The 23,896-nt window shown below is 40.3% G+C and carries 19 protein-coding genes; 12 read left to right on the top strand and 7 right to left on the bottom strand.

All coding sequences use genetic code 11. The features are described 5' to 3' along the window. Positions 1-425, top strand: a 425-nt coding sequence (locus tag LU361_RS16670; protein WP_233089505.1) for an IS3 family transposase, incomplete at its 5' end; no start/stop codon positions are given. Here the strand turns inward: LU361_RS16670 and LU361_RS16665 are convergent. Together LU361_RS16665 and LU361_RS16660 are read right to left on the bottom strand one after the other, a co-directional pair. Then, the gene (locus LU361_RS16665; protein ID WP_233090034.1) at positions 414-632 is read right to left on the bottom strand and encodes a hypothetical protein; all 219 of its coding nucleotides are present in this window, start codon (positions 630-632) and stop codon (positions 414-416) included. The genes LU361_RS16670 and LU361_RS16665 overlap by 12 nt on opposite strands. Positions 633-900: 268 nt before the next feature. Continuing rightward, positions 901-3,324, bottom strand: coding sequence for an AAA family ATPase (locus tag LU361_RS16660; protein ID WP_233090032.1), 2,424 nt, complete (start codon positions 3,322-3,324; stop codon positions 901-903). Between the two features lie 594 nt (positions 3,325-3,918). Here LU361_RS16660 and LU361_RS16655 point away from each other — a divergent pair. The 4 genes from LU361_RS16655 to LU361_RS16635 are packed head-to-tail and all read left to right on the top strand — an operon-like array spanning position 3,919 to position 13,897. Next, positions 3,919-5,154 (top strand): hypothetical protein, encoded by a 1,236-nt coding sequence (locus LU361_RS16655; protein WP_233090030.1) that lies wholly within the window; start codon positions 3,919-3,921, stop codon positions 5,152-5,154. Positions 5,155-5,201: 47 nt separating this feature from the next. Then, a complete protein-coding gene (locus LU361_RS20235) occupies positions 5,202-6,623 on the top strand; it encodes a hypothetical protein (RefSeq protein WP_286206510.1) in 1,422 nt (473 codons plus the stop codon). A 48-nt stretch (positions 6,624-6,671) separates the two neighbouring features. Next, a complete protein-coding gene (locus LU361_RS16640) occupies positions 6,672-13,682 on the top strand; it encodes a PKD domain-containing protein (RefSeq protein WP_233090026.1) in 7,011 nt (2,336 codons plus the stop codon). A gap of 5 nt (positions 13,683-13,687) precedes the next feature. After that, positions 13,688-13,897 carry a hypothetical protein gene (locus LU361_RS16635; protein WP_233090024.1) on the top strand — a complete coding sequence of 70 codons (210 nt, stop codon included), beginning with the start codon at positions 13,688-13,690 and terminating at the stop codon, positions 13,895-13,897. Positions 13,898-13,964: 67 nt separating this feature from the next. Here the strand turns inward: LU361_RS16635 and LU361_RS16630 are convergent, their stop codons facing one another. Then, positions 13,965-14,165: a SymE family type I addiction module toxin gene (locus LU361_RS16630; RefSeq protein WP_233090022.1), complete on the bottom strand. Its 201-nt coding sequence runs from the start codon at positions 14,163-14,165 to the stop codon at positions 13,965-13,967. Between the two features lie 350 nt (positions 14,166-14,515). Between LU361_RS16630 and LU361_RS16625 the strand changes: the two genes are divergently transcribed. Genes LU361_RS16625 through LU361_RS20410 form a run of 3 tightly spaced genes read left to right on the top strand, consistent with a single transcriptional unit; the run spans position 14,516 to position 17,380 of the window. After that, positions 14,516-15,127 carry a recombinase family protein gene (locus LU361_RS16625; protein WP_233090020.1) on the top strand — a complete coding sequence of 204 codons (612 nt, stop codon included), beginning with the start codon at positions 14,516-14,518 and terminating at the stop codon, positions 15,125-15,127. 28 nt (positions 15,128-15,155) lie between these two features. Then, positions 15,156-16,100: a restriction endonuclease gene (locus LU361_RS16620; protein WP_233090019.1), complete on the top strand. Its 945-nt coding sequence runs from the start codon at positions 15,156-15,158 to the stop codon at positions 16,098-16,100. Further along, on the top strand, positions 16,097-17,380 hold the full coding sequence (locus LU361_RS20410) for an AlbA family DNA-binding domain-containing protein (protein ID WP_233090018.1): 1,284 nt from the start codon (positions 16,097-16,099) through the stop codon (positions 17,378-17,380). The genes LU361_RS16620 and LU361_RS20410 overlap by 4 nt, the downstream gene beginning before the upstream one ends. 3 nt (positions 17,381-17,383) lie before the next feature. Here LU361_RS20410 and LU361_RS16610 read toward each other — a convergent pair whose 3' ends face one another. The 3 genes from LU361_RS16610 to LU361_RS16600 form a co-directional block, all read right to left on the bottom strand. Next, complete coding sequence (locus LU361_RS16610) at positions 17,384-17,773, bottom strand: type II toxin-antitoxin system RelE/ParE family toxin (RefSeq protein WP_233090016.1); 390 nt, start codon at positions 17,771-17,773, stop codon at positions 17,384-17,386. Positions 17,774-17,778: 5 nt separating this feature from the next. After that, entirely contained in the window at positions 17,779-18,006 is a 228-nt protein-coding gene (locus LU361_RS16605) for a ribbon-helix-helix domain-containing protein (protein WP_233090013.1), read from the bottom strand. A gap of 477 nt (positions 18,007-18,483) precedes the next feature. After that, the gene (locus LU361_RS16600) at positions 18,484-19,092 is read right to left on the bottom strand and encodes a tyrosine-type recombinase/integrase (protein WP_233090012.1); all 609 of its coding nucleotides are present in this window, start codon (positions 19,090-19,092) and stop codon (positions 18,484-18,486) included. 244 nt (positions 19,093-19,336) lie between these two features. Between LU361_RS16600 and LU361_RS16595 the strand changes: the two genes are divergently transcribed. After that, the gene (locus LU361_RS16595; RefSeq protein WP_233090010.1) at positions 19,337-20,635 is read left to right on the top strand and encodes a hypothetical protein; all 1,299 of its coding nucleotides are present in this window, start codon (positions 19,337-19,339) and stop codon (positions 20,633-20,635) included. 98 nt (positions 20,636-20,733) lie between these two features. On the opposite strand, the gene LU361_RS16590 is transcribed toward LU361_RS16595, so the two are convergent. Next, positions 20,734-21,507: a hypothetical protein gene (locus LU361_RS16590; RefSeq protein WP_233090009.1), complete on the bottom strand. Its 774-nt coding sequence runs from the start codon at positions 21,505-21,507 to the stop codon at positions 20,734-20,736. Between the two features lie 703 nt (positions 21,508-22,210). On the opposite strand from LU361_RS16590, the gene LU361_RS16585 reads away from it, so the two are divergent. From LU361_RS16585 to LU361_RS16575, 3 genes are all read left to right on the top strand, one after another. Next, positions 22,211-22,495, top strand: coding sequence for a hypothetical protein (locus LU361_RS16585; RefSeq protein WP_233090007.1), 285 nt, complete (start codon positions 22,211-22,213; stop codon positions 22,493-22,495). 111 nt (positions 22,496-22,606) lie between these two features. Further along, entirely contained in the window at positions 22,607-23,332 is a 726-nt protein-coding gene (locus LU361_RS16580) for a hypothetical protein (protein ID WP_233090005.1), read from the top strand. A gap of 36 nt (positions 23,333-23,368) precedes the next feature. Further along, the gene (locus tag LU361_RS16575; protein ID WP_233090004.1) at positions 23,369-23,824 is read left to right on the top strand and encodes a hypothetical protein; all 456 of its coding nucleotides are present in this window, start codon (positions 23,369-23,371) and stop codon (positions 23,822-23,824) included. Positions 23,825-23,896 lie beyond the last annotated feature (72 nt).

Genomic DNA, 23,896 nt, shown 5'->3' with positions numbered 1-23,896 from the left:
CGGTGATGGATCTTTATAGTCGTCGAATTGTGGGTTGGGCGTTGGATAATACTATGACAGAGGCACTGACGAAAAGGGCGTTAGAGGATGCTTTGAAGCGGCGTAAGTGCGAGCCAGGTCTAATCGTCCACTCGGATAGAGGCACTCAATATCGGGCTCAGAAATATATCGACTTCGCCAAAAAAAACGGGTTAAAGTTGAGTATGAGTCGCAAGGGAAACTGTTGGGATAATGCGCCGATGGAGTCGTTCTTTAGTCGGTTAAAAGTCGAGTTGATCTACGCGAAAGATTATCGTTGTGTTCAAGAGGCGAAGGCTGATATTTTTGAATACATCGAAATATTTTATAACCGAAAAAGAAGACACTCAGCGAATGGTTACCTAAGTCCAGTAGCATTCGAGGACAAAACGGTATTAGCTGCTTAGATAACTGTCTACTTTTTGTGGGGCACACCAACCAATTAAGAATAAAATGGTTGGCAGTACGGAAATTTCAAGAGGGAATGGTATGTTGAACTCGCTTAGAAAGCCATTTAGGTAAATGCCTCCAATTGACATCATAAAAAATAGCGTAGTTTTACTTAATGCGTGACTCTCTTCAATAATCTTAGATATTTTTTTTAATGATTCCACGTTGAGCTCTCGGTGATTTAAATCAGGCCTTTCGATTTCTGTATGCGATGATGTCATACTCGTAGAAATATTTCATCTACCTAGTAATTCATTAACCTGACATAATCAGATGGTGGTTTTTATGGCAGGTCAATGCATTGGGTATATTCACATCAGCTCTATCGATTAAAATTCGGGTAGGCAGTTTGAGGTTGTCGAGTTAGAGCGGCGCTTACCTTCATGAGTTTGGAATCAAGAAGGCTTTGTAAGTTCTGAAGTTGGTGTTCTCCTATGGTACCCTTTCTGGTTCTCCGATACTTTTTAGAAGCGCATTATACTGATCGGGATCTTTTTCATAAATCTTATCTAGTACGAAGTTTGCGAGTTTAGGTATCTCCGGAATTTCAATCGGTTTCATACTTCTGTCAAATATCTCTTCCAAATGTGAGAGCTCATTACTAATTCTATTTGTGAGGGTTGTAGAGGTGGGATCTTCACCAAAGAATTTTATAAGTCGTTCCAGCGAATTGTTTTTATCATATTGATAAGGGTATTTATAAAATAAAAATGCTTCAAGGAATTTTCTTAGATTGTTTCCAAAGCTATAGAATCTTTCATGATTTTCATTTGCATTAATAGAATCTCTACACAGGAAAATTTGATGAAAAAGATAATTAAACTCGGTAGTATAGTCTTTTAGGTAGTTAGGCATTAAGCTTATTTTGCTACTATGCTCTCCACTTTCAATTATAAAATACTGGCTGTCGGAAATAGCTTTAGATTTGCCTCCATTATTACTATTTTTTCTTTTAGGATGGGAAAGCCTTTTGAGATATTTGAAAAAATCCAAATTATGTGTCGAAATGAATAATTGTTCATATTTGTAGTTGTTTGAACCATCAGAGTTTTTCAATGGTTTTGCAATGACACTTTCAATTAAGCTGTAAACAAAGAATATATGGTTGCTATCGAGACTAGATATTGGATCATCTATGTATATGATGAGATCTTTTCCTTTCGTTTTCGTATCTTCTAATTTTGCAATGAAATAGCAGAACGATATTAGACTGCATTCTCCTTCACTGAGATTGTAAGCTTCATTGTCGCCCCTCATAATCTTAAATATGAACGTTGATTCTTTTGAATCCTCATCTGCTTTGAGAGATAATCCCTTATGTCCAAAAAAGTGGTTTAAATACTCATTTACTTTTTCTGCCCCTTTTCTTTCGTCATTTTGTTGTATTCTTAGTTCTTCAATTCTCTTTTTTATTTCTTCAATTTTATTGTCAATCTCATTTAAATCTTTGGTTTCAGATTCTGATTTCTTCTTTAGTTCGGATGATTTTTGTTCTTCCTTTGCTAAATCGATGTTTTGAATAAATGCGGCGACGTCATTAATCCTTAGCTTCTCAATGGCCTCGGCTTTATCCTGAGCAAGTGTCTTGGTTTTATTGTTATTTTTCCTAGCCAACTCATACATCTTCTTAATGATTAAGGTTAAGTCTCTTCCATCATTTTCTAATGGGCTGATTTGGATTGATGAAAAAATATCATTTTTCCTTTTCTCCAAAACATTTAAAAGGTTGTGAAGTTGCTTCTTGTATAGATTTAGAGATTTATCGTATGTTTTATAATAAGTTTCGAAGTTAGATTTTTCTGAAGAGTAAAATTGATCTTTTGTCAATCCAAGAATGTTCGATAAATTTGATATTTCTGATTTTAAAGAATTCGATACTTCAGTTATATTTCTATCTAAATCGTCGGACTCTTTATTGAAGTGTTTGTCAAGTTTCTGCCATATATCAGCGGGTAATTCTTGATTGCAAAATCCACACGTATTTCTTTTACCTTTATGATGGGTTATTCCTGACTTTACCCATGCTTGTAGTATGGAGTCATTCAGGAGATCCTGTATTGGTGCGGTGGGATTAATTTTTTTACTTACAATATCTTCTACTTTTTTGTGAAAGTGTAATGATTGTGGCTGATATGGAGAGTTTATAATAATCTCATTCAGAGTTTCTTCTTTGGTTAGAGATTTGAGGTTTGATACTTCCTCATCTGATAGTATATCAATAGAGTTTTTGCGGATTTTATCTATGTCGGCTCTAATTTTTGTTATGTTATAATTGGCATGGCCATATGTTCTGTTTTTCTTGATTTTATTGTTGGCGTGATTTTTAAGTTTTTTTTCGATGTCAGAATTATGTGATTCTTCCAATTCTCTGGCTTTGTTCATATTATTTAGTTTGATTTGTCTCTCATAGAGTAATCCAGATCTTTCCTCGATGTTGCCGAGATTTCTCTCTTGTACTTTGATTTGTTCTTCTAATTTCTGATTGTCGCTTCCGATCATTGCAAATGTTTCTATTTGCCCGTTGTGGTGGTCTTCGAGAAAGCTCAAGTTTCTTTTTATAAAATCTTTATTATAAACTCGAACATTTTCGTTGACGGAGAAAACATTGTTTGTGCTAATGACGCCGGATTCAGTAGTGATAGAAAATGACGGATTATTATAATTGTCTGGATATTTTTTGGTTTCAATGCAGCTTATTATTCGTGATAATGTTGTTTTTCCTGAATAATTTCTGCCGTATAAGATATTTAGGCGTTTAAATTCTTGTGGTTCACCTTTTCGGGTAACAGATTTGTTCCATGAAAAACCTCTGTAACTACCAAAGTTTTCAATGTCGATGCTTTTTATCTTTGCCATCCCTGAAGTCCAGTTAATAATTTAATGGAATAATGGTGATTACGAATATTATCTATAGGTTTTGGTTGTACAATATTAGATAAAAACCCGTCACTCAACTAAAAATCTTATACTGGCGTTAATGATTAAACTTTGGCATGAAATTCATTGTTGGGCATGTGAGAGTAAATATAACTTGATGTTGCTCTGAGTTGGATTGCTAGGTTGGTGATTTTATTAAATCTTTTAATGCTGGCATTAAATATACTAATAGTCTGGTGATTAGGGTATATAGGTGTAGATTGATATAACTAAATAACGTCAATGTTTGATCTAAATGATAAATTTATAGCTAAAAAATATTAGAAATAATTCATATGTAACTGGATTATTACATTGGCTATGGTAAGTTGTAGTCACCTGTGGGTAGCAGGTGAATTTATCTCCACGCATAAATCTTTGTCATAAAATTGTTATACATATAATTTAGTTTTTTCTATAAAAATAATTTTTCTTTTTGAGGAAGTATTAGTACGCCCCTAATGTTTTAACGTCCTAAATTGTAAATTGCTTTTTCTGTTACGGAGCCGTCGAATCGCAAGGAGTCGATATGCTATGAGGAAGTTATTTTATCTGTTTTTTTTATCGGTGTTGTTTTTGCCTTGTATCGGCAATGCGCAGGTACAAATAGTTCAGGATAGAGAGTACGATGATTCGGGTAATACGATACGAATTATTAATACTGTCCAATCTGAATTTCCATCCATTACATCATTTGAGCCTGAATTCATTAATGCAGGTGAATCTTTTTTCGTTACGGTTGAGGGGAGTAATTTTCTAACTGCACAGGTTGTTTCGGATGACCCTTCTATCATTATTTCAGAGGTGGAGGCTGAATTTTTCCGACTGAGTTTTCGCGTAAGTGTAAGTTCAAATGTTTCTTCTGGTGCTCGCACAATTATTATTCGTAATCAGTTAGGTGAGGTGGAACAGTCATTTTTTGTAGCTGGTCCTAGACCTGAATTACTTACATTTCCCAGCCCAGTTGTTCTTAATGCTGAGTCGAACGATGAGAGTGTTAATTTAAATTTTTCCCCTGCGCGTCCTGAGAATGAAATTTACACCATTTCTTCACGAGATTCGTCCATTGCGTCTCTTGATGCCGACATTGTAAATATAGCAGCAGGAGGGGCATCGGCTTCAATTGATATTATCGGTTTTCAAGAAGGTGTAACCGCCATAGATCTGGTGTTAGATGAACAATTTTTCTTTTTTTCATTTCCTGTTTATGTATCACCAAGCTTTTCAAACTTTTTATCTAATTTTTCTGATGAGCCAGATATTTTGACTGGGCTTACGGAGTCCAATATTTTTTCCGATTCCGTAGGTGTGTTTGTAGGACAGAGTGCAGCAGTATCTAATAGTTCTGCATTATCTGATGCTGTGGGCGTACAAGTTACAGACCAATTCCCTGCATTATCATCTTTGGTAGGCATTAACTTTCGTTCTTCATTATCTTCCTTTAGCGCAATTACTGAATCGGTAATTGGTCCGGTTATTGATCCTTTTTTCGATAACCAACCACAAAGACCGTTAGTACTTCAATCTGGTGACTCAGAGATAGTCGAAGTCCATGGCGTTAATTTGAGTGAAATATTGTCGGCATCTGTTTTACCGGCGGATGGAATCGATATTAATGATCTTTCGGTTACAAACAATGGATCTGTATTGAGTTTTTCTTTAACGATAGAAGAGGGTGCGAGCATAGGGTTGAGAGAACTAATTCTACGTACGCAAAGTACAACTGTTCGTACCCGTTTTGGATCTAATTTATTTTTAGATATTCAATAATTACTCATCAACGGCGGTGACTTACATTAATTGCGAGGATGCATATTATGTTCGGAAAATATTTAGGCCGATCAATTTTTCTCACATTAACTTGTTTAATTTTTTCCTCCTTAGCCTTTGCGTTTGATAGCGGTAGCACTGGCTCGGATGGTGATTTTAATCCGCAAATTAGCGGTCAAATCACGTTACCTGAAAGCGGCATATTGAATTACCGGACATTTACTATTCCCGAGAATGTAACCATCAGTTTTGTACCTAATAGCTCCAATACACCAGCAATCATTTTGGTTCAAGGCGATGCGGCCATTGATGGCACGCTAGATCTCAGTGGACTGGACGGTGACGGTGTTGGCTTCGTACCTCCTGCTGCGTTTGCAGGAGGCAAAGGGCGCAGTCCAAGGCTTCAAGGTGGCAATGGTTTAGGGCCAGGTGGAGCCAGTGGTGGCATGTCGAGCGGTAATCGTGATTGCGGTGGCGCAGGAGCCGGCTATTTGGCAGCTGGTGGGCAGGTAAGAAGTGGCGGTAGTGGTTGCAGAAATGGGATTCGAGTTGGATCACCCTACGGTTCATCTACCCTGCAACCACTAGTCGGTGGCAGCGGTGGTGGGGCGGGCATATCAGGCGCTGATAGCAGTGAGTCTTTTTTAGGGGCTGCTGGAGGAAGTGGTGGGGGAGCATTGCTCCTGGCGGTCACCGGAAATTTAATATTAAACGGCGAGATTTTGGGGCAAGGTGGCGCTGGTGGGAATTTACCTTCTGGTGGCTTTAGTGGCGCTGGAGGTGGCAGCGGTGGTGCTGTACGTATTGTTGCTACGCGCCTTATAGGGAACGGTGATATTAATGTAAATGGCGGCAACGGTGGACGGTTAAATTCTGATGGAAGCACGGCAGGTGAAGGAGGAGGTGATGGTAGTCCGGGTAGAGTACGAATTGAGGTTGATGAGCTATTGTTTGATGGCAGAGTAATACCCGCCTCGTCACTCTCATCCTCCGCGCCCCAACCGTTATTTTTAGCCGATTTTCCTGATATCAGAATATCTTCTATTGCTGGTGTGGCCGTGCCCGCAAATCCTACCGGAAATAACGATGTAATACTGCCCACGGCGCTTGCAGATACATCAGTAACAATTGAGTTTGAAACCAATAATGTACCTCCTGGTTCGCAAGTACAGCTATTAGTGACGCCTAATGCTGGTTCTGTAACTAATGTCCTGAGTGAACCGCTAATTGGCACTTTCGAAGTTGCGTCTACTCGTGTTGAGGTGCGTTTGCCAGCTGGTGCGACCAGTTTGTTAGCTTCGGTTCTCTTTACTCCGACTGAGGAACAAATAGCACTTTTACAGCCATTTACTGACGGACAAAAACTTGTAGCAATTAAAGTGAGTCAGTCTGCAGCTATGCCATCGGTCTTATCGCTTCATACTGTGACCGGCGATATTTTTCAGGTTCCCAGTTCAATCATCCAGTAACGCATTACTTCAAGCTCTATCACAAAAATCGTAAGCCGGGAGGAAAGGATGAGGTTATTAAAAGCGTGGATTTTTGCCAGTGTTGCATTATTGGTTGGTTGTTTTGGTATTAATGCTCTGCCGACTATCACCGATATAACTGCGCCTGAAACTGTTCAGTCCGGCGAATTAGTACAACTTTCTGTTACTGCTGAAGATAGCGATGGTCGGGTGGTGGCGTACTTATGGGAGCCACTTGATAGCTCCATTACTTTAATGGACGCCGATCAGGCGACCAGCTTTTTTGTTGCACCTGACGTTAGTGAAGCAACATCGCTTAATTTTCAAATTACCGTCACAGATGATGCTAATGAAAGTGCGCAGTCATCTATCACTGTTACGGTTCAACCACGTCCAGTAGTTCCCCCCGCAGATAATGTCGCACCAAATGCAAATGCCGGAATAGATATTTTCACACAGATCGATCAAGTCGTGACACTGGATGGAAGTGCGTCAACTGATCGTAACGGTGATGAACTTAAATTTAATTGGTTAGCTGTATCACGCCCTGAAGGAAGTAGTGCTGAGCTTAATAATCCAGAGCTTGTGCGACCATTTTTTACGCCTGATATACCAGGTGATTATCGTTTTATGCTCACGGTCTCGGATGGATTTGAACTGACCGTCGACGAAGTTATTGTATCTACACAGAGTGTGCGTCCGGTAGCGCTTGCAGGGTTACCTCAAATTATCATTCCTGGGGAAACCATTACTTTAGACGCAAGTAATTCTTTTGACGTGGATGGCTCAGCATTTACGGTAACCTGGAATTTGGTATCCGTGCCTATTGGAAGTTCTACCGAATTAGATAATAGGCAAAGCTTATTTCCTAATTTAACACCCGATATTGAAGGAGAGTATCGTTTCGAGTTAACCGTTAGCGATGCTTTAGGAGACGGAGAGCCCACGGAATTAACACTGCAATCCGCCCCTTTAGTGGTAGATACAAATGCCGGAGTGGATCAATCTGTGTTATCCGGAGAGAGGGTACAATTATCGTCTCCTAATGCATTGGATCCAGATGCCGGGCTTTATGATTATCAATGGCATATATTAAGTCGGCCTGAGGACAGTGAAGCGCTACTGGAGGGCGATGATCGATTTAATCCCGAGCTGCTAATTGACGCAGAAGGTGATTACGTTGTTCAACTGATTATTAGCAGCCCAGCAGGTCGAAGTGCTGCCGATACCGTACTTATCTCCACTAATAATTCTAGGCCAACTTCTATAGCTAGTGCTGAGCGTTTTGCTTCATTGGGCAACGTTGTTGCACTAGATGGAGATGCATCTTTTGACGCTGATACTGATCTACTTACTGCCTTTTGGACGTTAACGATTCGACCTGAGGGAAGTGCTGCGCAAATATCGGAAGTGGTTAATCTTTCTTCGGAATTTACGCCTGACCTTACCGGATTGTATGTCGCACAGCTCATTGTGAGTGATGGTGCGTTATCCAGCAATCCCGATACTGTCATTATAGAAGTATCTGAACCACCGCCACCGAGTAATAGTGCTCCTCGATTTGTGTCTGTTCCTATTGTTGAGGCAGAGATTGACCAAGATTATCAATACGAGCTTGTTGCCTTTGATCCCGATGGTGACACGTTAACTTTCGCTATTATTGAAGGCCCACTAGGAATGCGGCTGGACGCACAAGAACAGCTGGTTTCATGGTTACCTGTAGATGGTGGTGTGTCATCAGTCGTACTCAGTGTATCAGACGGTATCAACCCTCCAGTTGAACAACGTTTTGAGATTACCGTCAACGGGTTAGATGATCGCTCACCAGTATTAGAAGCTATTGGCGATCAAACAGCGTTTTTAGGGCAATTTTTATCACTACAGCTTAATGCTACTGACCCTAATGGCGATCCGATCACATACCAAGCGGAGCCATTACCGTTACCGGATAATATGTTGCTGGATGCGCAATCAGGGGAGCTAACTTTTGCCCCTATTGAAGGGCAAAGCGGTGAATATGAAATAACATTCCGTGCGTCGGATGGGCGCTTTAATGACAGTGAAACAGTGCTTTTTACCGTCCCAGCTCCTGGGGAAGAAACCGCATTAAGTGGCAGGGTGCTCACCGAGAATGATCAGCCGCTTCCTGGTGTCCGCCTCGAAATTAATGGTGAAGCGCAATTTACAGACAGCGATGGTAGCTTCACTTTTGATGGCATTGTTGAAGCTGGCGATCAACGATTATTAGTAGATGGAAGTACAGTTGATCCTTCTTTGGGTAGCTATGCCACTGTACCTGAAGTAGTGCATTTGGTGGCTGGTGCAATAAACCATTTGCCCGCGCCTATATTTCTATTACCACTTGATACAGCAAGTGCTGATCCCGTTGATCCTGAACGCACATCAATTATTACCAGTTCACGTTTTCGTGATGGGCTGAGTTTACTCGAACCTGCAAGGCTAACCATACCACCAGGTGCAGCTATTGACGATGCAACAGGCCAACCGTTTGAAGGTGATATCACCATAACATTCTTGGAGGATATTACACGCAGCCCTCAACCTTTACCTGAAGGTATCGGTGCAAGTAGTTATATTTCCATTCAGCCCTTTGGTGTGAGTTACCCAGAGCCGGTACCTATTTCATTTCCAAATACAGAGAATTTACCTCCAGGTTCACGTGTCGATATTTTCGCTCTTAATCATGAGACTGGTCAGTTTGAGGTAGTTGGTGAAGGCGAAGTGAGCGCTAATGGAGCGACGATTGATTCCATTGGTGGTGTCGTTGATTCCAATTCCTGGCACGCATGGGCACTGCAATTAGCTACATTAGGGCTAGATTTCGTTGGCAACGTCATTGAGCCGGTTTGCAGTCGGAAAGTGCGCGGTGCCTGCTCTGTTGATCGCGAAACCGGTAATTTAAAAGAATGGCATGACATCCCTTCTTATTATTCATTGGGAGCAGAGCGCGCTGTCCGGTTGGAATATAACAGTAATTTAGCGAACCCAAATCCTATCATTCCACTGCAATCTCAATTTGGTAATCAATCTCCTCCACCCACGCGGTTTTTACTTGAAGGCCGCGTTGGCAATAGAGACGTTAATAGTTATCGCACGAATGTGGCTGTAAGTGGGCGAATAGCGGGGCAATTTCTACCCCTGAGGCCAGCCATACAATTTGATGCTTTTGATATTTCATCGGGACTGTATCGCCATGAATTTCGAGGAACACATTTTGTTAATGGGTCTTTTCGGCAAACACGATTAGCTGTTGATTTACCTATCCATAATTTGCGACGCAGTTCTTACGGTGCTGGATGGAATATTGTGGGATTGCAGCGTATATACCCAGAAACTTCCATACGTTCAGGGGAAACCGTGGATGTTATGTTGACCGATGGCTCTGCTGCCAGTTACGTCTTTACAGGGCCTGCAGTAGCCGAAGCACTTCCGCCTGCTCCTGGCACAGCGCAGCTGATATTGGCTCCGATTCCACCTTATAGTTACGAGTCACCTCCAGGAGAATTCTCAACCCTAACCTTCCTTGAAGATCGTACGTGGGAACGTGTGATGAAGGATGGAACACGTTATCTCTTTAACCAAGATGGGCTTATGGTTGAAGAAATAGATAGAAATGGAAATCGAACGACGTATGAGTATGAAAGTGAACGCATTGTTCGTATTACTGATCCTGTTGGTCAAGCGTTTGAATTTTTCTATTTCTTTGGTGATAGGCTCGACCGAATTGTGGATCCTATGGGTCGAACGACTCGGTTCGAACAAGATAGTAATGGTAATTTAATTACTATAATTGAACCTAATGGTGACCGTCGCCGCTTTGAATATAATGCACAACGACGACATTTAATGTCGGCTCAATTTGATCAGCGCGGGAACCGTAAGGCCTATGAATATTCTTTTGCAGACCGAATTGAACGCACGCAATTACCTGATGGCAGCACACAAGAATTTGATTTAGGCGTTATTCAGGGATTACCTGATTTTAGGCAAATCACATCTAACGAAGATTCGTCCGATGTTATTTTTCCTTCTCCGCCTTTTGCACGTAATGTGTCCAATCGCTATACCGATCAGAACGGTAATGTTGATCTAGAATTTACCGACGGATTAAATGTCCACACGGAATTCCGTGATGCAGTCGGGAGGATTTATCGGAGTCAGCGAGATAATGATAGCAACCCCATTACGACAACACGCCCTAACAACTCGGTTATCCAAAAAATATTTGATGATTTAGGCAATATGTTATCGCGCCGTGAAGTGTTTAACGGTGCTGTTGATGTATTTGAATATGACCAATTTAGTTTGGTAACGCGTTACGTCAATCCTAATAATCATCAAATGATCTATAACCGCGATGAACGTGGTAACGCATTGAATGTTATTAATGAGTTGGGTCATACTACTTTTATGGAGTATGACAGTCGCGGTTTAATTACACGGCTATTGACGCCTAATAATTTAGAAATTTTATTTGAATATAACGAACAAGGGTTACTTGTAACACAGACAGAAATTCCCCCCGATGACAGTCCTGGTAATGTGCGGGTGACGCAATATAGCTACGATACGGCCGGACAGACCACGGAAATTCTTACTCCGGACAATATCACCTATCGTTTTCGTTATGATGAAAAAGGTCGTATTACTCAGATTTCTGATAATTTAAATCAGATCGTGAATTATTTTTACGACGCATATAATAACCTTACAAGGGCTGATACGATCAGTAGTAACGGCTTGTTAGCACGTACGGTTGATTTAAATTATGACTCTCGCAATCGATTAATTTCTGTTAGTGCTCCCCATGAAGATGATCAATTCTCTGTAACGCGTTGGTCTTTAGATGGAAATAGCTTGCCGAGAATTGCACGCGATCCTAAAAATCAATTTTCGTCAGCGCAATTTGATGCCGAGGACAGAGTGACACAATCTGTTCATCGGCTGGATGGTATTACCGAGTTTGACTATGACACAAATGACCGCGTTACTCGCATAGTGGCACCTAACGGTGTAGAAACGCTTTACACCTATGATGTCTTGGGGCGTATGCTTTCTGAAGAAAGTCCTGATCGTGGGCGATTAAATTACAGCTACGACCGTAATGATAATCTGCTCAGCATGACCGACGGTCGTGGCATTACTATGAACTATAGCTACGACGAACTTGAGCGTCCTATTTCAAAGCGTTTTCCTAACAGCATCCCCGGCAAAATAGAAGACGTTACCTATATTTATGATGATTGTTCGTTTGGAGTAGGGCGCTTGTGCCGCCGTGTCGACGAAACAGGCATATGGGATTATGTCTATGACGCGTTTGGTAATGTGGTTTCGATTACACGAAATGAACAAGGTCAAGACTTCACTACCCAATATGTTTATGACGACGGCGATAATGTCATCCAAAAAACTTACCCTACCGGAAAGGTTATATCGATCAGCCGTGATGGTGTGAGGCGTACCCAATCCATAAGCACTACCATTAATGGGGCAGCGCAAACTATTATAAGTGATATTGAATACCGTGGTGATAATGCCATGACTCAGTGCCGATTTGGCAATGGGCTAGAAGACACTCGGTCTTATGATTTACAAGGACGGCTACAAACGCAAGATCTGTTGGATGGTAACTCTGCGATTGATAGCAGGCGTTACAGCTATGATCTAAATAGCAATGTAATTGAGCGTGACACTTCACCACAATTAAGCGTATATGCTTACGATGCGTTAGACAGAATCGTCTCGGATCAAATCGATAATGGATTGGCAAATACGCTCAATTATGATCTTAACTTTAATCGTCATGATGAATTCCAAACAAGCGAAGCGGCAAATGATTATTTATATGAGTCAGGAAGCAACCGCTTATCCCGAGTTTCTGCCGTAACCGAGTTATTATCAGAATCTCGTTTTACTGAACGTGAATTAATTTTCAACGATGCTAATCGCCTGTTCCAAGTAATAGACGATGGCGTTGTGACCGCAGAGTACATCTATAACGACCAAGGGCAACGCACTCGCAAAACGGTCTTTGACAGCCAAGGCGCTACTGCAGTTACGCTGTATCACTATGATATGTACGGCATGTTGATTGCTGAAACCGCTGAAAGTGGCGTTACAGAGAAAGAATATTTATGGCATGAATCTGGGGATCCGTTAGCACAAATTGACACGGTTTTGGGGGAGGAAACGCTCTATTATCTCCATGCTGATCACCTCATGACGCCGAGATTTGCAACGGACTCAAATCGCAATATAGCGTGGTTGTGGGAGGGAGAGGCATTTGGCGAAACGCCCGATGACATATTATCGGCGGAAGTTAATCTACGTTTTCCTGGGCAATATCATGACCGTGAGACGGATCTCTACTATAACTGGAATCGTTATTACGACCCTGATAGTGGAAGATATATCACGTCCGACCCGCTAGGATTATATGCTGGCCTAAATACCTATAATTACGTTGACAGCAATAGCCTGCGTTTCTATGATCCTACGGGAGAATTTATTCCGCTTTTCGTAGTAGGCGGAACTAATATTCTCGCCAGTGTAGCAGTTAGAGGAAGTATACGGAAAATCTCCACTGTTACAGCAGGTATAGTATCTAATGGTATAAGAGCTCTTGGATCACTTGCCGGAAAGCTTAAATCTAAATTAAAAAAGAAACAATGTGAGGTAAATGCCAGTAAATCAGATGGCTATGTTACAAAGGGAGCAGGCAGCGCTCGAAGTGCAGCAAATTCCGCCCGCTTAAATAAGCAGCTCGCTTCTCAAGAAATAGCAGGAGGTCATGCATTTGAAAAGCATGTACTCAAACAAGGAGAGTTTGCTGGTTTCATTAAAACTCGCAAACAGTTTGCCGAGCATATTGAAAATGTTATGACGAACCCAAGTGCGACCAGACAGCTGAGTAATGGCCGATCCGCTTATTGGCATGAAGGCTCTAGAACAGTTGTGATTCGTAACCCTAAAGCTGCTGATGGTGGAACAGCTTTTCAGCCTACTGGTGGGCGAGATTACTTTGATAATTTGCGGTGATTACTATGGATTTAATTGAAACGGCAGAAAACACTGCTGATGTGAAAGTATCGATAGATGAATTATTGATTCTCAATAATTCACTTAATGAAGTGTGTCATGGGCTGGATCAGTTTGAATTTGAAACTCGTATGGGGGCAAGCCACGAAGATGTGAAAGGCTTGCTGAAAAAAGTAGGCTCTATTATTGATGAGTTAGAAAAATCTGGCCGTTAATAATTTATAGCTTTCCGAAAATTGAACAAAAGTCCTGGCTAGTTTGTGCTACCGGGGTTATTTATTTTTACTCAGCGATTAACACCAACCGCCCTTCGGACACCTCAATCTTAATTGGTGTGTCGATGGTAAATCCCGCTTTGGCTAACCACTTGCCCTTCATCTGAATCCAGGGCACCGGCGGCGTTACCGAATGAGGCTCGGCGTTCTTAGGTTTGTAGTCGTAATAAATGTGATTGACCTTGATGTGCCGGGTTTGTGTGCTCATTGCAAACCCTCCCGTTTATCCAGCAGGTCATTACCCAGGTTATCAAGACAGACACCCAGCTTAGGCTTTTTAAGACGAGGTGATAAACGAACTGTTGCATGGCTCCGATAGCTTTAAATAGGATGTACCTAAACAGCAGTAACTTAATCTCTGATTCATTTCACTGCAGTAAATCGTGAATTCTATGTAAAACGCAGTGGAAATAGAGCAGTAATGTGTAATGCAGCATTGCATCACTAGCAATAGTTTCTTTTCGTGTATTCCCTCAATAAACATTAGCGCTCTTTTCCTTTTATCTAATTCTTTTTACACTAGGCGTAGACAATAATTACCACGAATAGGGAGGGTGAATGCGTTTATATGGATATTTACGAGCATCAACTGAAGAACAGGATGCTTATCGAGCAAAAGAAGAACTGGAAGAATTTGCAGCTTCGCTAGGTTTTCCTATCTCTGCGTGGTTTGTCGAAAATGAATCGGGTGCCAATTTGCATCGACCGGAATTATTTCGGCTAATCGATATTGCTCAGTCTGGCGATGTTATGCTTGTAGAGCAAATAGATCGTATAAGCCGATTAAATTTTCAAGACTGGGAACGGTTGAAATCCCATATTGCAGCGAAAAATATTCGGATCGTATCCAAAGATTTACCAACCTCTCATCAATTTATTCACACCGACGATGCTTTTACTGACCGAATGGTCCAGGCTATCAACGGAATGATGCTCGATATGTTGGCGGCGATAGCGCGTAAAGACTACGAAGACCGCCGACGCAGGCAAGCACAAGGTGTGCAGAGAGCTAAAGCGGAAGGTAAATATAAAGGCCGTCCAATAAATCAGAAGCTACATGGTGACATTGCTGGACTATTACGAGATGGAAAAAGTTACGCTTATATTCGCAATTTACTCGGATGTTCGGACCATACTATCGCACGAGTAAAAAAAGGAATGACCTCATGAAATACGTAAAAATTTGAGAGTAGACCTTATGGCTAAAGATGATGAAAATGAAGAAGAAATCAAAAAAGTCATTGATTCGTTTCAACAACCTTTTGACAAATTAAGTGCACATTCTAATGTATTAGATTCAGTTAGAAATTTTGACATTAATTATAGGTTGCCCTTTGAGTATGAAAGGCTTCAAAATTTACTAGAAACTATTGAATTGTACGATCCATTATTAAAATATCCTAGCTTATCTAACCTTATAAATTCAACTAGTGCCTGGGATCAGGCTATACAATTACAAGACTCATCGAGATTTCCTTCGTATATTGAAAATATATTATCTGGGTTTCAAATTCCTACAACTATTCTAAATGGGATTGCGGATGTTGAGACTAATTTCGACCGTATCGCTAGAATTAATGAACAATTAGGAGGAAGACATCTTTTCCTATTCGAATTGTCCCTTGATCAATACGAACAAGAGCTTGAAGAAGAAAGTGAAAATAGTTCATTAATTGCCGATTTAAATGGTCAGTTAAAGCGCGTCAACTTTATTCCGATGCGTGTTTTCGAAAGAATCTGCCGTGACCCGAACTTGATGCATGGTTTGAATGGCCGGGATTTCGAATATGTCGTTGCGGAAATATTACATGAACTCGGGTTTTTAAATGTTAACGTAACCCCACAAAGTGGTGACGGAGGGAGAGATATTACAGCCACAATAATTGAAAATGGTTTCCCAGTTTATGTCGCCGTTGAATGTAAACGTCGTAATGAAAAAATAGGCCCTAGCCACCTTAGGAGTTTATTGGGAACAATTTCTTTAGAAGATACGCGTGCGGATCGAGGTATATTGGTAACAAATTCGAGTTTTACACCTGGATCTCAAAAAATTATATTATCCTCTGCTCCTATATATGGGAGAGATTTCAATGATCTTGTTCGTGACTTACGCACTATTGCAAACAAAAGAGGGTTAGTGTGAATATTCAACCATATATAGTTAACAGTAGATATCTTAATTACGAAGAGATTAAACAAGATGTTGAACGATATTGTGGATCTTCTTCACTAATGTCAGTTTCAATTCGCGCTGTGCTGGAAAGACCTGACAAGAATGGCAAGTGGTCAGTATGTTGTGGTCGTTGCGAAATTGATGTAGATCCATTGGATGACGTATTGTCTATCTATCCGACATACGCTTTTATTTCCTTTCATATCGAGGCTATCGATCAGAGTGAGTTATTAGAAAAAATCCACAACGGGACTTTATTTTCTGCTCTTGATGATAAGTCGTTGGCGAAGGTAAATTTTGAAGCTAGCTCTACGTCATGGGAGTGGACTTTGATTCCGAGTTATATTCGCTGTAATAATCGACCAGCCCATTGCTATACTTTATCATGTAATAAAAATAATAATATGGATGTGGTCCTCATTGGTTATGGCGAGCCATTACATAATTCAGCTGACTGTTACATAAAAGAATTTATGCTTGAAGGTGAAAAAGTTAACTACCAATATAAACAGGGATTTCACATTATATTTTCTTCACCTGACTCATACATTGATATTCGCGATAATACAGTTTCGATAGGTGGGCGTTGTGATGATGTTTGTTTAACAGGTCGAGGTCCAGGCGTTGACCCATTTATTTTCTATACAAATCGCGAATCTTTGCTTTTATCTGATGAACAGTTGCTGAGTGCTGAAATATGGTTGGTAAATCGAGATCATGAAGTAATAGATTATCGGTCTTTATTATCTTATCCCTATAGACTTGCTTTGCCTGAAGAGAATAACCCTGTTGACGATGTTTACCAAACCATTAGTCTGGGCGAGGGGTTACATGTAGAATTTAAATCTTACATTGATATACAAAGCGGTAAGAGTGATCAGCTGCTTAAAACTGTATGTGCTTTTAGTAACGCCAATAATGGTACTTTATTCATTGGTGTTAACGACGATGGTAGTTTGTATGATTTTAAAAAGTCACTTCCCTATAAGGCAGAATTAACGGAAGCGCTGGGTTTATATTGTCAAGATATTAAAAAATATTTATCTGAAGAGCTGGTATTTAATTCTTGTTTTGATGTTACATTTATCATGATGGGGCATATTCCTGTTGTGAAGGTAAATGTAACACGAACCGAGAAACCTAATTATATTAGATCTTCCAGGCAAGCTTTTATTCGAAGGGGGGCTTCTAATATGAAAATGCCTTTTGCAGATCACCGAGAGGATTATCTAAAAGGTCAAATTTTTTAAGTTTCACATTACGTCAGTTGTATCTTCGGACCTTAATAAGGTTTTGATTTCTGCAATTTCTCGGCTTATTCGGAAATTATTAGCCTCCAGAATTGCAGGAACATCGCAGCTCTGACGGATGAGCGCTACAATTATTATGGTTTTTCGATCTACAGATATGTAAATGATATAATGTTCTTTGGCAGGATAAACACCAAGCCCCGTGGATCCAGTTAAGTAATCTTTTCTTGCAATAAATTCATGGTTTTCTGCAATATAGTTGGCAGCTTTATCCAATTCCTTAAAATAGAGTCTTGTTTGCTCTTTTCCCCATCGCTTATTTGACCATCGTTTAGCGTTACGAAAATCTCGTTCCGCTGTAGATGTAAGAATGTAGGCAGGAGACGAATCCATTTGGGTTAATCCTCATCAGCGATATCCATGATGGACTTGCTTGAAAACCTGTTATCTTTGATATCGTCTAATCCGCTGATGATATGACGCAGAGTAGTTTGTGATTCCATATCTCGGCGAATAAGGTCACGCAGATATTCACTAGGCGTAGCATACAGCCCTTTATCTCCCGTCCGGCTATTGACGTAGTCACGTAATTCATCGGTGAGGGACAGATTTAAGCTATTTGCCATGATGCTGAACTCTAATTGTTACTGTTTGATTAATATTTATACTAGATATGGCGAATATTGTCAATATTCGCCATATCTGCATTCTGATAAAAATTTATATATAAATACCGGTATTAGATCACTTTTCTCTATGTCTCATTAACTTCTAAGAAGAAGTTAGTAAAGAGGCGCGCTAAAAATTATGCAATATCAGGCGCCATGTGATTTTGAATAAATGTTTTTAAGATTATGCGCTGTATCTAATCATTAATTAAATTGCGAAGGCCTTGTAGATCAACTTTGGTTAAAGACGAACATTTATTTTCAGCAATGGATTGCACAAGTAAATTATTAGCCTCTTGATTTTTTTGATCTCGTATATTGTCCATATAACGTAATTTCCTAATTTTTCTTCTTATCGGCTCCTTAATAATCTGATTATGACACCTAAATCAACCGAATTTTAGGATTAAAATCGATATGCTTACTGCACAAGATTTACAGCTCCAGATCGGTATATAGCTGTTGGATTTCAGAAGACTGAATGCATAAATAATCCAGCGTTTGTTTTTGTGTGCTGTGCCCGAATGCTTCCATCAATAATGGAAGTGGCGTGCCGTTTAAATGATGAAAATAGCCCCAAGTTTTTCGTAGGGTATGGCTACCGAAATTACCGTGCAAGCCAATATCATGACACCATTTTTTTAATAAATTACACGCGGTTGGTACGCCAATGGCCGTATGTTTTCTATGAGAAATAAACAATGGCTGTCCTCTGGTAGGGCGTGGATGATGCCTCAGCCAAAAATCAATAGCATCAACAGCAGTACTATTAACGGTGATGGCTCGGTGCTTATCCGTTTTGCTTTGCTTAAGTTCCAGTCGATCACCGGGGCGTAAATAATCGACTTGATCAACAGTCAACGATAATAATTCATTAGCTCGGTAAGCAGAATTAATTCCCAGGGTAAATAAACAATAATTTCTTGGTTGTTTTTCTAAATTCTTTTTAATGCGTTTGATGGATTTAATATCTCGAATGGGCTCGACTTTGATCGAACTGCCTTTTTCGGGATGATTAAAATTTTGGCCTGCTACCATTGCCATTATATGACCATTAACTTTTTTAACAATTTAATACTTCGTGTGTGACTACGGTTTTTATGCGTTAAAAACTGATTCTAAATAATTGATGTACTGCGATTTATTAGTGTAGGCAAGAAATTAACTTCTTCTTAGAAGTTAATATTTACCTCAAATACGGTTCTGTATTCTTTGTGATCCGCGTTCACCGTGGGTTTTGCTCTATCTACTTAGACTAAAAATAATTCCTCACACAGGAGAGGTTCGAATGCGATTAACGATTTTACACGGTGTCAGTTTGGCAATCTTACTGGGCTTAGGTGGTTGCGGTGGCGATGGTCCTAGAGACCCTGTTCCTGCGCCCGGTCCATCGGAAACTCCGACAACCATGCCGCCTGTTGAAGATGATCCTCAACCCACGGCGGATTTACTTTCTGGTAATTTCTCGTCTCCAATTGAAGGGCTAAGCTTCGTATCTGGGAGTACTGAAGGTATTACAGATGCCAATGGTGGCTTTATGTATGAAGGCGGAAGCACCGTTACCTTCTCGCTAGGTGGCATCGAATTTGGGGAAGTTACCGGACAAGAGTTGGTAACCTTGGTGGATCTTGTTGGCGCAGGTATCCGTGATGTTCGAGTCCAAAATATCAATAGATTACTGTTAGCCTTGGACACTGATAACGACAACAGTAACGGTATTCAAATATCAGAGGCTGTTCAGGCTATAGCAAATAATTTTCCGCAACCAGATTTCACGATAGAAACCTTTAGCGGTGAGGTGAGTACGATTTTATCGGACGTTGCCACCGCTGATAATCGCACGCCAGTATTACCGGGGTTTGGAGAATCCGATGAAGCTCTTTCCTTGTCGTTGGCCTGTCTCGCATCAGGGGTTTACAGTGGGGAATTCACTGGTGATGATGCAGGCACTTTTTTATTATTGGTACAGCATGAGCGGTTTGAGCCCGGTACATTCTTTGGGGATGGTGTGGGAGAAGCCGTTACTAGTGGACTGGTATTCAGTACCGTTGAGAATCTAGTGCTTACTGCTAATCCTGGAGAAGGGGTAGATTTTACTCCTCAGCGTGATGTGATCGCAGGGGGCGTCTCATCTGGAGCAGAGTTTACTGGTAGCTTCAATGTAACTTACACACAAGTAGACGGTGCATGGAATAATTTTTTAACCAGTGAAAATGGGACATTTACTGGTGAGCGAAGAGCTGGAAACCCAGCTGCACGATATCGTTTATCCGGGCTAGCCAATTCTAATGCCATGCCCAATACGCCGGACGGATCTGCTTTAGTTGCATTGGATATCATGGACGATAATAGTGTAACGGGTCTTGCAGTCACTCTTCGTGGTAATCAAACTTCTCTGAGTGGAATGCTCTCTAACGGTATAATCAGTGTTACTGGAGGGAATTTTAGTTTCAATCTAACATTCGACTCCGATGGAATGGATTCGAGTAATGACGCAGATTTAGGTCCTGTATCAGGTGCCGTTGGAACTTTTACTAACGGTTCAGACTCAGGTAGATTTGTAGGAACCAGCTGCCGACCGATTTAACTATTTATATTCGGAGTGGGTGACGATTGTCTACCTGCTCCGATTCAGTAACCCGCTACATTGAATTTTTTCTATTTCATAAATATTACTGGATAGTTTTAAATTGGGGCAGGAGTGTGACAAAAAACTACATGATCTTTGTTTTGAGTAATGACTTTCCCTTTTGATTTCGGATAAATTTCAATGACATCTTCAAGTGTTTTTTTGAAGAAATATTTAAAGTTTTCTAGTGTGCTATATCGATTGCAGAATATTTTTTCTAGTGTTGTCCAAGGGACTTTTAATGTCTTCCGTGGCTCGATACGTGGTAAAATATCTACCAGTAAGAGATAAACATTCCAAAACTCCGATCTCTTATTTGTGCTTTTTACGTGTTTAAAGTCAACAGGAAATGCCGCTTTAAACATAAAGGCTGGATTAAGAAATATGTTGGTGGTTCTTCCCTCGACAATGCTGGTTTTATCAACAATAAGCATGTCGTTTGCAATATAAGCTTGTTTTATCGTCTTATATCCCGCTCGAATTAAATCCCCCAGAGAGCTTAATTCAAATTTACAAGATGTCAGCCGAGTAAACTCTTGTATAACTGGGTTCTGAACCCTGTAACTCTTAGTGTTGTACCCAAAAAGGTTAATAAATTGTTTGCTGTCGACTCGAATATTGAGTTCAAAAAGCTCATCTTGATAAAATTTAGAGAAGAAATATAACAAGATTCTTCTTGCTACTACACCTGCAGGTACACCGCATACACGGCCAATTGCAAATATTTCAGCTGGAGTTGATGTCGCCTTAATACAATATTCATTCAGAGTGAAAAATTGCTCCTCAAAATCAGTCTGTTCAAGAGGCAAAGCAATAAATACAGCCACCATAGGGTGGATAGGCCATTCTTTAAGGAAAATCTCATTCGCGAAGTTTATCGTGTCATGATCTACCGCTTCTTGGTGAAATTCGACGAATTGCTCAAAGCTGCCCTGAAACAGATCCTCTTCACAAGCGATATCATAGGCCTCCTCTAACGTAAGATTACCGGAATCAGTTAGGTCAAATGGTTCACCTATTTCTTCCTTAAATTCTTCAAATGTGCCATCAAAGAGACCTTCAAATTTAGCTATTTTAAAAGAACGCTGCTAATCTTCTTCTGTGCTAATGATATCGAGAAGATTGCCATAATTAGGGTGTTTTTGAGAATTAGACATAAATTTCAAATATCAGTATTTAATACACAAGATTATGAACTATTGAGTACTTTTCACAATAATACCTACCAGGACGATATTATTGCCAATTCTGCTTTGAGTACCGGTTTTGTTCTCATTGGATAAATTGGCGATATTTAACGCCATTATGCTTCTATTTCACCATAATATCTAGCCGAACTGACTGGCCGTCGGTTGTTAAAAAGTAAAAATTCCCCTCGATCTTACAACGCCTTAGATCTCTCATTTTTACATAAGAAAATCAGCGTTTACTACATAAAAAAGTTTTATGAAACAAGTACTTACGTAATTTTCATACATTTGGTTAACTGTAGCCATTCCACAGTCGGCGCTTAAAAATACAAGTGAGGAAATCATGAATAACATCATAACTTTTTTATATTTGTGTAACGCAGGTGTAGCCACCTTTGCCTACGCCCCACAATGTATGTCTCTTTGGAAAATGCTCAAATCCGGCAACGTAGATAAATCCGTAAGCCTCGCGACATGGTTGATGTGGAACTGGGCCTGTTCCGTTACGTTTTTTTATGCATTTTTTGTTAATGGGGAATATTTTGCGTTTATGGCTATCAGTGCTGTAAATGTAATTTTCTGCCTATTAACCGCATGGTTAACATTCCTAGTTCATCAGCGTTCTTAGTTCATATTTCCATATTTTTATAAGGAGGTAATTAGCACCCATAGACGGTTTTCAATACATTCAGGTTCCGAGTTTAACCAATCAGTTTAATTCTTTTTTGAGGAAATTTTTATGGACGCCAGAAACACAGCGATACATACCGTTAATGATGCGTTTAAAGAAAGTATGCACGTTCGATTTGCATTTTTTATAGCGAGATTACTGTGCGATTTAGGCACTGCGCTGGTTTATCCATTAACACGTTATGGCATGGGGGAGCGTAGATTTAATTTAACCTACATTATTGCGATGTTCATTACTGTGCTGATTGTTAGCCACTTACACAAAGTTGAGTCATTTTATCTTTCCTTATATCTCGGTTCTTTGTGTCTAGCGACAAGTTTCCACCTGTTTGTTATTTGGCGAAGGAATGTCAATCAAGAAATTGTTCACAGCTATTTTGAGGGTAACATCATATTGGAGCGATTAATCAAAATGTTTCCGGGTGGGTCAAATGCATGGATTTTAGAGGGCGTGTACGAACCATTATTAGTCGTTATAGCAGGCATGGCGATCTATCTATTTCTTGACCAAGGGCTCGGTGGATTATTGATATTTTCTTCGGCATGGATGGTATTACGAGTGCGTTATTACTACACCCTTTATCGCAAGAAACTGCTCGATTCTCGTGACCGCCATATTGAGGCTAATCACCATATGGACGCACTTAATGGTAAACCCTCGAAAGATACTAAAGGGTTCGTTGTACGAAACGCTACCAATTTCTCTGAGATGGATCGCCAGATCTTATCAGGTAAAACCATACAGAACACTGATTTCTCTTCTCTTACCCACTAAACGCGATACTGCCGCGCCTTATGATGGGTGCGGTGTATGGGAGCTAAAATTATGTCTTTTGAAAAAGAAATTTCCACGATGGTTACCGACATTTTACGAGCGCCAATTGAAAAATTAGACCTCGAAATTTACACACGCTATCACGAGCTTCAAAGCTATCTTGAAGAAACAGGACGTTCCCTTGAGGAGGTCATTTCTCAAGGAATTTATGAAGGATTAATGGAAATGGATAATAGTCCGATGGGACAGCTTATGGCCGGTGCGATATACGGTGTCACACTCGCAGGCTCTATGATTGCCGAAAAGTCTTATGAGCAGGCACGTGATGTTATTGCACAGAATATCCCCGACGGTTTTTTCCCATCATATGAACAAGGTGAAGTCGTTAAAGAAGTACCTCGTCCAATGCCTGAATTTATGCAAGGCGCAACTAGTAGTTCAGATAGATCTCACTATGTTTCTCCTGATACCGGAGCGGGGCTTGAGCGTTAATTACCACCCTTAGAAAGGTTGATTCGAACCCCGTCAAATTGTCGTGATGAAGCAAACCATCGTATTGGATAA

It is taken from the genome of Sessilibacter corallicola (assembly GCF_021290925.1).
Classification (GTDB): Bacteria; Pseudomonadota; Gammaproteobacteria; order Pseudomonadales; family Cellvibrionaceae; genus Sessilibacter; species Sessilibacter corallicola.
This window is presented reverse-complemented; position numbering and strand designations above follow the sequence as displayed.